The following is a 13,128-nucleotide window of genomic DNA, read 5'->3' as shown; positions in this document are numbered from 1 at the left end:
TTTAATGATTAAGGACTATTATATAAGAAGTTAAACAAATTGTCAGCCCCTTTTTCTTTATTAATTAAACGCTTTTAAGTGTTAAAGTATTTTTTGCTTTAAAGCCGGTTTTTTATAAGAAAAATATTTCAAGATTATTTTTTGAGGTGTATGAAAATTATGAGTAATAATGGGGAAATTATGTATGCGTTGGACATTGGCACCCGTTCTGTCACAGGGTTGATTTTAAAACAGAAGGGCGATACATACGATCTGGTTGACGTGGAATCGAGGGAACACAAGGAACGTTCCATGATGGACGGGCAGATACACAATATTGCAGCCGTAGCCGATGTCATTAAGGAAACCAAAGATGTACTCGAAGAACGGCACGGGCCCCTCCATAAAGTATGTGTCGCAGCAGCCGGCCGTTCCTTAAAGACCCAGCGTGCTGCCATGGAAATTGATATTTCCTCCCAGCCTTCTGTTTTTCCAGAGGATATCCCCCCGCTTGAACTAGGGGCTGTACAAAAAGCCCAGCACAAACTGGCGTTTGAAACGGAAGAGGATTCTGATAAAAGCATTCGTTATCATTGTGTCGGATATTCCGTTGTCGCCTATTATCTTGATGGAGAAGAAATGGGAAGCCTGATTGATCAGGCCGGCCGGAGTGCTTCCGTAGATGTGATCGCAACGTTTCTTCCGAAAGTAGTTGTCGAGTCTTTGTTAAGCGCCCTGCAGCGGGTGGACTTGGAACTGGAGGCATTAACCCTTGAACCTATTGCTGCTATTAATGTATTAATTCCGCCCTCCATGCGCCGGTTAAACGTGGCCCTGGTGGACATTGGAGCCGGAACATCGGACATTGCCATTACCGAACTTGGAACAGTCACAGCGTATGGAATGGTTCCGATCGCCGGAGACGAGGTAACCGAAGCATTAAGTGATGAGTTTTTGCTTGACTTTCCGGATGCCGAGCGCGTCAAACGGGACCTCTCCCAGCATAAACAAATATCTATCACGGATATCCTTGGAATGGAAGCGGAGTATCCTCCGGAACAAGTACTTGAGCCAATACGTCCGGTGGTTCAACAGTTAGCCGCAGAAATCAGCTCCGAAATCATAACGTTAAATCGAAAAGCTCCAAAGGCGGTTATGCTTGTTGGCGGGGGAAGCATGACCCCGGAAATCGCAAAACAGTTGAGTGAATCACTGGGACTTCCTGAAAACAGGGTAGCGGTCAGGGATATTGACGCCATCAAACACCTTTCCTACGAGGGTATCCAGCCGGGCCCTGAACTTGTGACCCCCGTGGGTATAGCAATTGCTGCAAAAGAACACCCTGTCGAATATATACCTGTTTATGTGAATGAAAAATCTCTCCGTTTATTTGATGTCAAAAACTTAACCATCGGCGACGCAGTACTGGCTTCCGGCTTATCTATCCCAAAACTGTACGGCAGACCTGGAGAGGCCATTGTAGTTACCTTGAACAACCGAGTTGTTACCATCCCTGGCACAAGAGGAGAAGCCCCTTCTATTTTATTGAATAATAAGGAGGCCTCTTTAGAGAAGTCAATTTCCCCGGAAGATCACATTACGATTGAAAAAGGGGAAGACGGAGCGAAAGCATCTGCCAGTTTTCAGGACTTGCTGGATGAACCTCCCGAATTGCAATTGACCATTAATAGAGAAGAATACACGATCCCGGCTTTGTGTTATGTAAATGGAAAACAGATGCCTCCTGATACTCCTCTCAAAGACAGAGACACTCTTACATGTCGTCTCCCTGAAACGGCCGGTGAGGTATGGGAAGCAATGAATTGGGAAACGCCTGATGTGACCGGGGCCAATAGTTATTATGTAAATAATCGCCTCGTCTCCCTTTCAGCAGCGGAGAGCTCTTTTCTCATTAACGGCAGACCGGGGAAAATGGAGCAGCAGGTGGTTTCGGGGGACCGTATTGATATCCGTTCCTCCAGAGAAAAGGATGTGACTGTCCGGGAGCTTCTCGAACAGGAAGAGATGGAGCCTGCCATCAGACAGCAGGTGTGGTTTAATCAACAGACCGTAGACATGGAAAAACAAATACTTCATATCAAAATTAACGGAGAAGATGCGGAGCTGGACGACACCGTAAACCATCAGGATCACGTGACGACAGAAAAGACATCAGAGGCCCCGGGTTTTATTCTTCAAGATGTATTTTCTTATGTAACGGTAGAGCTTCAAGGAGCCGTCCATAAAAAATGGAAACTTACTAAAAATGGGAGCCCCGCCTCCTTTACAGAAGACCTCAATGGAGGAGATCATATTGAACTTCAGTTGATTTCAAAACAAAATCAAAAAAAGGGTGGTTAACTCAGCTTGAAAGTGTCCGATAGAGGAGGAAAGAAACCATTTTGTGACCTAAAGCTTTTCATTTTGTCCTTAATATTTCATTTTCATCCATTTATTCCCCCTTTTCCCCTTCAAGTGTCTTTCATACGTCTATTACAGACACTTTGATCGGAAAAATGGCCTTCATTATATTATATTTCAAGGTGGAAAATCTTCCGTAAAAAAACGCTTCGCCAAATTAAATCAGGCGAAGCGTTTCTTTCTTTTTATGTTTTGTCTGCTTCTTCTTTTGTAGAGGCGTGGAGTTCTCTGACATCTTCCTTAACATCGTCTGCCGCTTCCTGGTCCGCCTCCAGATCTTCAGAGAGTTCCTCTGCGAGTTCATCTGCCGTCTTTTCCTCATTGCCTTCCCCTGAAGAGGCTGCACCTTTGACCCGGTCATATAAGTGGGAGGACTGATCGGAAACATTTTTTGCTATTTCCGAAGATTTCTCTTTCGCATAACTTGCCCATTCCGACCCCTTTTCATAGGCCCCGCTTGTAAATTCATTGGTTCTCTCCTTCGCGGAATGTGCCCCTTCCGAAAGGTCGCTTCTTAATTCTCTTCCGGTCTTAGGAGCCATTAACAGAGCAGAGCAGGCTCCTACAATACCACCGATTAATGTACCAATAATAAAATCTTTCGTGTTCATTTCTGACATAAAACATCATCCTCCTGTCGAATATGAATTTTCATTCTGGTTCATGTCTTTTTTTCTTTTCCGGTCCTGCCACCTGCCATACAGGTCAATAGCGGCGTTGCCCCACTGCACAGCCTGAGCCACCTGCTCTGACTGCTGTTTCGAATGGCGGCTGATGGAATCCGACATATCCTTAAAAGAATGATTTACATTCTCCAAAGAGTCTCCTACATTTTTTAGAGACGCAAATAAACCGTTCAATGACTCGGTTTTATGTTGTACATCTTCGGCTATTACGTTTGTTTTTTGAATCAGTTGTTCGGATTCAGTCGTAATGCCCTCCACTTGTTTTTCCATCCGTTCCAGCGTGGTGGACACTCTCTCCATGGTCCCTGCTGCCGCTTTTAATGTTTTAATAACGTAAATGACTAATACTGCAATAGAAAGCGCGACGATGATCGCACTTATGTACACTAGTTCCATTGAACGATTACACCTCCCTTAACTAAAGTTTACCACGAAAGCGGAGACATGAAACATACATCGCATCCCAGTTTTCTTAACAGGCTTATTCAGTATTTCGACAGAAAGGACGCAGATCCCTTTTTTTGAAATAAAATGCAGCAGTTTAAGCGGGGATGAACGAATATTCCGCTTTTATAGTAAAGAGGGAGCTATCCTTGATACAGCTCCCTAGTTTCGTTATACCAGCTGTTTTTCATATGCCTGTTGAAATTTTTGTATGTCCCCTGCTCCCATAAACAGCAATATGCTGTGTTCATGTTCACTCAGATAGTTGACTTGATCCTCGGTAATAATTTTTGCTCCCGGAATTTTTTCTTGAAGATCTTCAATCGATAAGACACCGTCCGATTCCCTTGCTGATCCAAAAATATCACACAAGTACACCTGGTCGGCCTGCTTTAAACTTTCTGCAAAATCGTCCAGAAATGCCTTGGTTCTAGAAAAGGTGTGCGGTTGAAACACCGCTACTATTTCTCTTTCGGAATACTTCTGCCGTGCCGCTTCTATGGTGGCTTTAATTTCCGTTGGATGATGAGCATAATCATCGATCAGAATCTGGGTGCCTGCTTCTTTTTCCGTAAACCTCCGCTTCACTCCTGGAAACGAAGCAAGTTGATTTTTTATAACTTCCGCCGGCACTTCTTCATAATGACACAGCGCAATAACCCCTAACGCGTTTAACACGTTATGTTTTCCATACCCGGGAATGGTAAAGGTACCGTAACGGTCCCCGCGGATTTTGACATCAAATGTCGTTCCCTGTTCATCTGTTTGAATATTTTCCGCATTAAAATCGTATTTTCCTTCGATTCCATAATAAACAATCGGGACAGGGGCATTCAGTGTCTGTAGATATTCATCGTCCCCACACGCTACGATCCCTTTTTTTACATTTCGTGCCATTTCTTCAAAAGCACGGATCACGTCATCCACATCTTCAAAATAATCCGGATGGTCAAAATCAATGTTGGTCATAATCGCATAATCCGGTTCATAATGAAGAAAATGCCGTCTGTATTCGCACGCCTCAAAAACAAAAAAATTACTGTCTTCTTCTCCTTTGCCCGAACCATCTCCAATCAAATAAGAAGTTGGTTGATGAGCTCCTATTACATGAGCAAGCAGGCCGGTTGTAGAGGTTTTTCCATGAGAGCCTGTGACAGCAATAGACGTGAACTGCTGCAGAAATTCTCCCAGGAACAAAGGGTAACGGTATAACGGAATACCACGCTCTGCTGCCTCTTTCACCTCCGGATTGCTTTCCCCATAGGCAGGAGAAGCAATGACAGTCTGATTTTCAGTTATATTTTCCTTTTGAAAAGGAAGGATGGGGATTCCCTTTTTTTCAAGCGGGTATTGAGTGAAAAACTGTTTTTCCACATCCGATCCCTGTACGTTGTATTTCATATCATATAGAACTTGCGCTAACGCGCTCATTCCCGATCCTTTGATGCCTATAAAATGATAGGTCGTCATAGTTATGGCCCTCCATCTTATCCTACTGCCCGCCTCTTTATGCTGAACCGGGCCGGAAAAACTTGGACGTTTCCCTCTAGGTTAGTTATGATCAAGTGATACCGACATAATTATATCAGAAACGGATGTATGCTCCAATAAAAGAAAAAATATGGCAGATAAAAACTAGGAAGAACCTGCTTTTGCATACGCCATCCAGCTTGCACCATGTTCCTTCATAAACCGGAGCCGCTGATTTTCTTCTTCTTTTTCCTCGGAGCGTACCTTCCATTCTTCAATAATATTGTTTTCTTCCGGCAGCACCAGAGGCACAACAGGGCTGATGACCCGGTGTTCAAACCCGCAATGAACGGAACGCACCAAAATGACAGAAGCCGTATCATCTATACATCCGTCTTCCGATAACGGGGACAGGCGTTTTTCTTCTTTTCTCCACAACGGAGTGGCAAGTACGGAGCGTGTTCTTCTATGAAGTATCTGAAAAGGTTCCAGGGCAGCCGTTAAGACAAATCCCCCAAGCTGTACTTTTGCGGGCGCTAAATTTGCCGCCTCTTCTTTTATAAATAAATCAAACAAACGGCTTCCGATAATGGTGACATAATCAAACGCAAACCAATCTTCAAAATAACTTTTCCAGGGAGACATTTCCAGATCTTCCACCTGCTGTCCTGCCTGTTCCGCATACATGTGCTTGGCCCGGACCTTTTCTCTTAAGTTAGTATTCCGCTTCAACCAACTTGAATATTCCTTCAGCAGTTCAGAAAGATCTTGATCTGCTTGTTTTTGCTTTTGTTCTCTATATTGTTCAAAATCCGGCACATTGGAGAGCATATGCCAAGACCCCTTTCCTTTTCCTGCTACACTTTTTCCAAACGCGGGTTGGGCCGGTAGACGCGTCCGGCTTTAGCTTCGTCCTTCTCATTTAATTTTACATTATCCCCTGTAAACCCAATATGAATATTCAGAAGACTGCTCCCTACTCCATATAAATCAATGGGTACGTTCATATCTTCATATTGGTGAATTTTTTCCGCGGTAAACCCGCCGCTTGCTACAATTTTTACGTGATGGTGCCCTTCTTCATCCAAAGCGTTTCGTAACGCAAACAGGAGTTCGGGATTTACCCCGCGCGGGTCAAAAGCGCCCATTACTTCCGGGTGCCGGCAGAAATACTGATCCACCATATTGTTTGAGGTGTCGACCCGCACTCCCTTTAAGTCCTCTCCAAATTCACGGGCCAGTTTTAATGAATCGGTAATGACGTCATTATTGTAATCCACAAGCGCCATCAATTCATCATCCGGGTATGTCTCCTTATAAGCCCGGGACGCTTCTACAATGTCGCCTTCAAATAATTGGATTAAAGCATGGGGCATCGTCCCCATTCCTTTTTTTCCCCACCATTCACTCATGGCATGGGTAGCCTGGGCCTTCGAACCTCCAATATATGCCGAATATCCATCTCCAGCCTGTTGTGTAAAATGATCATCACGGTCCCCCATGAAAATCACTGGTTTTTGGGCCCCTGACTTCCTCGCCGCTTTAACCACATTATATACATTCGTAGCCACGGATGTGCGGCGCGCAAAAATCCCATCAATCAGTCCTTCCAGATGGCCAAAATTCTGATAAGGTCCTTGTATGGTCAAGACCGTTTCATACGGTTCTATCTTATCTCCGTCTTCCAGCGAATAGATTTCTAACTCTTCCGGATTTTTCGCAAATGTCTTTACTAGCGCAATGACTTCATCCGTTCCGCATAACACACTGTGCTTTTTCTGGAAAAACTGCATCGTAACAATTTCATCAGATTTATACTTTTCCGCTATCTCTCTTGTCTTTAGAAAGTAAACCGCCGAAAACCATCCTTCTCCCACCCGTTCATCAAATTTAAATGTTTCGTTTGTCAACCGTTTAATATCGCCCTGCATTTTTAATTCGATTTCTTTCATATGTCTGCTCCTTGTTTTTGCTGTGAGTATTGCATTTTATATTAGAAAAACCCGGCTGTTTCGCCTGCTGTTATGACGATTGCCGAATTTTTCCTATGCCGGTTCCGCTTTCTTCTTCATGTAAGAAAAAGCTGTTTCAAAGGGAAAACGCGACTATTACAGCCGGCACAGCCGGTCCAGGGCACGCCTTATACCTTTTGAAACAGCCTTCCTGAAAGCTACCTCGCTTCTGCTTAATGTTCCTCCCAGCTCATTAATGAACCATGGAGTCCTGTCCCCGTTCCATGATGACAGCCTCGATAATCTCTTGTACATCTGCTTCATCCACATCACGCAGGCCGTCCTGAAAAACAATGGGTACCGATTTTTCTTCTTTTTTCAGCAACCCCAGCGCTTGCGGATATAAGAATTCTAACAATACGTCCAGCTGAATCTGTTCCATAAGAGATCCTCCTTTTAAGAAGTCTGCTTACGTGTAAATTCAGCCTCTGGTTCATTCATTGCTGCGGTTGGACAGATTGATTTAGATCGTCTTCAGGCTGTGGTCATGCTATCGTTTCGTGACACTCTCTATATTATATAACCTTAAAGCGAAAGACAAGCCATTTGGCTTCTTTTCCTTCATATTATGCGTGAATGCGTTCTTCAATTTCCTGGCGGGTTAATAAAATCTGGCGCGGCTTACTACCCCGCGCTTCCGATATGATTCCGCGCTCCTCCATCATATCAATCAGCTTGGCAGCCCGGTTGTAGCCGATGGAAAAACGACGCTGCAGTAACGATGAAGAGGCCCCGTTTTGTTCGGAAACAAATTGACAGGCTTCCGTAAACAGTTCGTCTCCGCTTTCCTGCTGTTCAGCCTTTCTGGCAAGTTCTTCACGCTGGAACAGATAATCCGGCGATTTCTGTTTTTTTACAAAGGCAGTAACCGCATCAATTTCTTCATCTGTGACAAATGTCCCCTGTACCCGGACCGGCTTTGGTGAGCCGTTTTGATGGAAAAGCATATCACCTTTGCCAATCAGTCTCTCAGCTCCGCCCATATCAAGAATTGTGCGGGAATCTGCCTGGGAAGAGACGGCAAAGGCCGTCCGGCTTGGGATATTGGCTTTAATCAATCCGGTGATAACGTCAACCGACGGCCGCTGCGTAGCAAGTAATAGATGAATGCCGCAAGCTCTCGCTTTTTGAGCGATTCGACAGACGGCATCCTCCACATCCTGAGGAGACACCATCATTAAATCTGCTAATTCATCAATAACGATTACAATATAGGGCATTTTGTGTTCAGCTTTGTTCTGCTTTTCCATGTTTTCGTTATATTTCGCAATATCCCGAACACCCTCTGCCGCTAATTTTTCATAGCGGTGGTTCATTTCGGTTACTGCCCATTTTAATCCGGCCGTAGCTTCCTTGGCATCATTGATGACTGGTGTGACCAGGTGCGGAACGTCTTTGTAAGAAGCAAGTTCCACCATTTTAGGGTCAATCAGCATCAATTTCACTTCCTCAGGATCAGCTTTATACAACAGACTGAGCAATATCGAATTAATACAGACGCTTTTCCCTGAGCCGGTTGCCCCGGCAATCAATCCATGAGGCATATCCTGGAGATCCGCCACGATAGGGGTTCCGGAAATATCAAGGCCCATTGCTACCGTTAATGGAGAAGCTTTACGCAAAAAAACATCACGTCGTAAAATTTCCCGCAAAAAGACAGGTTTACTCTCTGTATTTGGAACTTCGATACCTATCGCATTTTTACCCGGAATTGGAGCTTCCATCCGTAAGTCTTTGGCAGCCAGAGCAAGCTTCATATCATCTGTCAAATTTGTAATCTTATTGACTTTTACACCAGCCGCCGGCTGGACCTCATACCTCGTGACCGAAGGCCCTTTTGTTACATCAACGACTTTGGCATCAACATGGAAATCCTGCAGTGTATTTTCCAGTTGTTCTTTTTGAAAGGACAGTTCATCTGCATCCTGTTCCACCGTTTTTGGGGGCAGGCTTAATAATTGAATAGAAGGGAAATGATAATCTTTTTTCTGGCTGGAAGCCGCCCGCTCTTTTTCCGGTTTGGAAGAGCTTCCCTGTCCATCAGAATACATTAAAACGTTAAAAGGAACTTTTGAAGTGTGCTTCTCTGTTTCTCCACCTGGGTTATTGCCGTGACGGGAACGTTCTTCCCGTTTTTTCCGGCGGCGTTCCTGCCTTGATAACCTCTCGTTCAAGACATTCTCTCTTTCATCGTTTTTATTCTTTTGCGGCGGATTGTCGTCCTTCGCTTCTTCTTCCTCCTCGAAGAACCCCGAACGCTCTGTTATCTGCTCTCCATAGGCGGTTATGGTTTCCTCTGCTTCTTCTGCTGCGGAAGCGGCTTCCTCCTTTCCTTCAACAGGAGGGAGATCGACCACCTTTAGATCCTCTGGAGCTGTTTCTTCGGGAACTGGAAGAACCGTATGATTGTTTTTCTTCAAAAAATTTGAATGGAGAGGCACGCGTTCAAACCCGAAGACTGGCGAAGGAATATCCTCCGGGGAAAAATCATTTCCCTGGAAATAATGTCGTTCTTTTGCCTGTGTGTCATCTATTGCCTGTTTTTGTTCCTTACCCGATTTTTCTTTCTGAAAATCTGGGGTGGTTTTTTCTTCTTCAAAAGCTTTCTTGTGCTGTAGATTATTTAACGGTCTTTGTGTTGTTTCACTTTTTGGGTAATGATGAACGATTTTTATATTGGACTCTGATTGTTTAGGCAGCTGTCTGTCCTTTTTAGACACTGGATCCCTTGCATAGCGAGCGGAAACATCGCTGTCTTGACCTTCCTGTCCGCCAAAAAAGAACTGCTGCATTTTTTGTTTTATCCGTTGAAAGGAACCGGCCATCGTACCATCCCCTTTTAATCCTAACGTATATTCATTCTTCTTTCATTGTAAAGGAGCGAGAAAAAAACCACTAGTCCCCGCCAGTGGTTTTTTCAACTTCGTCCAAAATTCTTAGATGTTTTATTGGTGGAACTGTGCCAAAAAATCCTGCCCGGTGACATAGGAATCATCCAGTATGAGTATTCCTTTCTCCTTTGGAGCTTCGTCTAACACCAGCTCCTTCGCAGAACATATCATTCCGTTGGAAGAAACTCCTCGTAATTTAGACTTTTTTATTTTCATTCCAGAGGGCATAAAAGCTCCGGGTTTTGCCACTACAACTTTTTGGCCCTTGTCTACGTTTGCAGCTCCGCAGACAATCTGCAGGGTTTCTTCACCAGTATCGACCTGGCAGACACTTAGTTTATCAGCATCCGGATGGTTTTTACGTTCTTTCACAAACCCTACTACAAAGGAGGGGGATGCAGGGAACTCCACCTCTATGTTCCACCCGTTTTGCTTCAGCGCGGTAGTAATTAGATTTCTTATGCTGCTGGTAAAAGCAGCCATCCCTGTCTGTCCCACCTCTCCATAAGAGGAAGCACGAAAAATATGGAATCCTGCTGTCTCTCCACTGTCCGTATGATAAAGACGGGCCACATCTCCTTTTCTTTCTACACTGCGCTTTTGCCTGCTAATTTCCTTCAGGGAAACAAGCAGTGTGTCCCCCATGCCCTTCCTGTTATAAAAAATGTTCATAGCTCCATACTCCTTCATCGTTCAATTCCCGGCTATTGTAGCACATTTCCCTGGTTTTCGCTGTTATTTCTGGGGTTTTTTCCGTGCAAGGATAAAAATAGGTTCCAATTCTCCGTTTTCATACAAAAATGGCAGCGCTGTAATGGGAATTCTTCCGTTATTAAAAAACCGAAATGCCATCTGCCCCAGTACATCATACCCTGCATCATTCCGTATATCCGCTACAATTAAAACATCCTGATGCGGAACGGCAATGGCCGTATCTCCCTCAACGTTACTGCTCAGCTCCTCTATAAATGGTTCATTTAACAACCGGCTTGCATCATACCCATCATTAGAATTAATAAAATAAAAAGTGTTCCCTGCCACTTCATCTGACTTATAGGACGTAGAAAGCTGCCGGACATTAAACAGAGCAAGTTCCTTAATCTGTTCTTGGGTAAACCCTTCTTTTTCAGCTGTTTCTTTTTCCAGCATGGTATAGGCATCCCCTAGATCAAGAGCGTAATAGATTCTGGTTTCAGCCGTATGCTCCGAAAACAGTAATGTTTTTCCATCTTTAGTTTCTGTTGGAAAAGAGGTTGACCTCAATACCGGGAAAATATTTTTCTCCTTCCCCCCCAGCACAATATTGCGTTCCATAGCCTCGAGGGAAGAATTGATGAACATCGCTGCTTCTTCGAGGGCTTTTTCATGATTTTTTTCGTTCTTGGCAAGAAGTTTATTAAGATCCAAATCTAATCCTTTGTTTAAACCTGTATGCTCCACTCGCAGAGAGCTTTTTTCTTCATCAAATACAAAGGCCCTGTTATCTTGTTCAAGCTTTTTCTCCAGCTTTTCGCGGAATTCCTGAATATCCATGAGAATCTCTCCTTCATCGCTTGGGTTACTGGCATTTCCACCTCACATGGAAGTCACGTTCATCTACTTCATTTAGTTTAACACGGAAGAAATGAATTCATAAATCAATAGGAATTACCCATTTTAGGGAAAAAGTAATATTTTTCAGGTTTTATACGTTGCCTTTTCTTGAATAAAACTTTATGCTCAATACAAAAGACTTATTAGGAAATGAGGTAGAACCATGTCGTTTTATAAAAGATTAACGTTTCGATTTGTTGTTTCCATTATCATTGTACTTTTATTAAACAGTACGATTTCCAATTTCATTATGGAAGCTATTGACTCTGCTTCTATTAATTTGGGGGTAATGGGGGTGTGGCTGAATAATTTCATAAATATTATCACTGGAACTATTCTTCTTGCCCTGCTTCTGCACTATTTTGTGCTGCGGCCGGTGCGGCGGATCATTCAGGCAATGAACCGATTTGAAGAGGGAGACAGCGAGGCCTTTGTCAATATAAAAGGCAGGGATGAAATGGCTCAACTTGGACACCGCTTGAATACACTGTTTGATAATATAAAAAGCTATCACCAGCAGCAGAATGAGCAGCTGGAAAGTGTCGAAGCAAGAAGTTTCGAAATCGCAGAGCAGGTGGATCATCTGACGCAAAATATCGGCCAGGTTAATGAAACTTCTGACCGCATTACCGGACGGACATCTGAACAACTTGCGACCTATGAAGAAACCACCAGCATAACAGAAACGATGCGGGAACGAATGGAACAAATATCCCGCCGTTTGGATCAAGTATCCCATTCCTTTCAGGATATAGAAAAGGAAACGAATGAAGGAAAAGAAGATGTCACCAGCATTGGCAGCACCATCAGGACCCTGACCAACCAGGCCGAAGAAACGAAAGATCGAATTCATGCTTTAACGGAAGATGCTGAAAAAATTAGAGAAGTCGTCTCTATTATAAATGACATTTCTGAACAGACCAATCTGCTTGCCTTAAATGCTTCGATTGAAGCAGCCAGGGCAGGCGAACACGGAAAAGGATTTGCAGTCGTAGCAGAAGAAGTACGTAAACTGGCCGAACGCTCTGTGGATGCCACAAGCCGTGTAACGGAACGGGTGGAAGGAATTATTGAAAAAGTGAACAAATCGGTGCAAAACACGAATGGTCAGTCGGATCAAATTTTAAAAAGTGCAGACCAGATGGAGCGAATGACAGAACGATTTGATTCCATTACCACCACATTAGGTTCCAATACTTCTGTACTTGAAGAGATTAATCAAGCAGTGAAAACTGCAAAAGAATCCGGCAGTGAAATCTCTGAGACGATGGAATCAGAAACAGCCAATGTAGAACATATAAATGAAATGCTTGTAAAGGTCAGCACTGCTATTGAGGGGCAGCTTTCCTATGCGGAAAATATCCGCACCTCGATAGAGCAGCTGAGGGAACAATTCCAAGGAAAGACTATTGAAGCAGATACCAGCATAGAAGAAATGGACACAGAAATCCTCCCCGACGATTCAGTCGACGATTCTGCTAAAACAGCGTGACAAAGGGTCTGGGTCAATACTATGGTAAGATAAAATTCCGAACGATTTCTAGAAATCGTTCGGAATTTTTTGCGCCCTGCTATTCATGTTTCGTCAAAATACTTCGCCTTCACCCCAGGGCACAAGCGCGAGATCCCCTC

General features: G+C 43.9%; 11 protein-coding genes. 2 read left to right on the top strand and 9 right to left on the bottom strand.

Features of this window, described 5'->3' with window-relative positions; translation table 11 throughout:
- The first annotated feature begins 159 nt into the window (after positions 1 to 159).
- Positions 160 to 2,340: a cell division protein FtsA gene (locus G475_RS0111085; RefSeq protein WP_026701362.1), complete on the top strand. Its 2,181-nt coding sequence runs from the start codon at positions 160 to 162 to the stop codon at positions 2,338 to 2,340.
- A gap of 245 nt (positions 2,341 to 2,585) precedes the next feature.
- Here the strand turns inward: G475_RS0111085 and G475_RS0111080 are convergent, their stop codons facing one another.
- The 9 genes from G475_RS0111080 to G475_RS0111040 form a co-directional block, all read right to left on the bottom strand.
- Positions 2,586 to 3,020, bottom strand: coding sequence for a YtxH domain-containing protein (locus G475_RS0111080; RefSeq protein ID WP_026701361.1), 435 nt, complete (start codon positions 3,018 to 3,020; stop codon positions 2,586 to 2,588).
- Positions 3,021 to 3,026: 6 nt separating this feature from the next.
- Positions 3,027 to 3,482, bottom strand: coding sequence for a DUF948 domain-containing protein (locus G475_RS0111075; RefSeq protein WP_026701360.1), 456 nt, complete (start codon positions 3,480 to 3,482; stop codon positions 3,027 to 3,029).
- A gap of 219 nt (positions 3,483 to 3,701) precedes the next feature.
- Complete coding sequence (gene murC, locus G475_RS0111070; RefSeq protein ID WP_026701359.1) at positions 3,702 to 5,000, bottom strand: UDP-N-acetylmuramate--L-alanine ligase; 1,299 nt, start codon at positions 4,998 to 5,000, stop codon at positions 3,702 to 3,704.
- Between the two features lie 165 nt (positions 5,001 to 5,165).
- Positions 5,166 to 5,831 (bottom strand): hypothetical protein, encoded by a 666-nt coding sequence (locus G475_RS0111065; RefSeq protein WP_026701358.1) that lies wholly within the window; start codon positions 5,829 to 5,831, stop codon positions 5,166 to 5,168.
- A gap of 26 nt (positions 5,832 to 5,857) precedes the next feature.
- The gene (locus G475_RS0111060; protein WP_026701357.1) at positions 5,858 to 6,952 is read right to left on the bottom strand and encodes a nicotinate phosphoribosyltransferase; all 1,095 of its coding nucleotides are present in this window, start codon (positions 6,950 to 6,952) and stop codon (positions 5,858 to 5,860) included.
- Between the two features lie 253 nt (positions 6,953 to 7,205).
- Positions 7,206 to 7,394: a hypothetical protein gene (locus G475_RS0111055; RefSeq protein WP_026701356.1), complete on the bottom strand. Its 189-nt coding sequence runs from the start codon at positions 7,392 to 7,394 to the stop codon at positions 7,206 to 7,208.
- 184 nt (positions 7,395 to 7,578) lie between these two features.
- Positions 7,579 to 9,837, bottom strand: coding sequence for a DNA translocase FtsK (locus G475_RS0111050; protein ID WP_026701355.1), 2,259 nt, complete (start codon positions 9,835 to 9,837; stop codon positions 7,579 to 7,581).
- Between the two features lie 120 nt (positions 9,838 to 9,957).
- Positions 9,958 to 10,575 (bottom strand): YtpR family tRNA-binding protein, encoded by a 618-nt coding sequence (gene ytpR, locus G475_RS0111045; protein WP_026701354.1) that lies wholly within the window; start codon positions 10,573 to 10,575, stop codon positions 9,958 to 9,960.
- A 63-nt stretch (positions 10,576 to 10,638) separates the two neighbouring features.
- The gene (locus G475_RS0111040; protein ID WP_026701353.1) at positions 10,639 to 11,436 is read right to left on the bottom strand and encodes a DUF1444 family protein; all 798 of its coding nucleotides are present in this window, start codon (positions 11,434 to 11,436) and stop codon (positions 10,639 to 10,641) included.
- Between the two features lie 223 nt (positions 11,437 to 11,659).
- Between G475_RS0111040 and G475_RS0111035 the strand changes: the two genes are divergently transcribed.
- Positions 11,660 to 12,988: a methyl-accepting chemotaxis protein gene (locus tag G475_RS0111035; protein WP_026701352.1), complete on the top strand. Its 1,329-nt coding sequence runs from the start codon at positions 11,660 to 11,662 to the stop codon at positions 12,986 to 12,988.
- The last annotated feature ends 140 nt before the right edge of the window (positions 12,989 to 13,128 follow it).

It is taken from the genome of Salibacterium aidingense DSM 18341, assembly GCF_000429685.1.
Classification (GTDB): domain Bacteria; phylum Bacillota; class Bacilli; order Bacillales; family Marinococcaceae; genus Salibacterium; species Salibacterium aidingense.
This window is presented reverse-complemented; position numbering and strand designations above follow the sequence as displayed.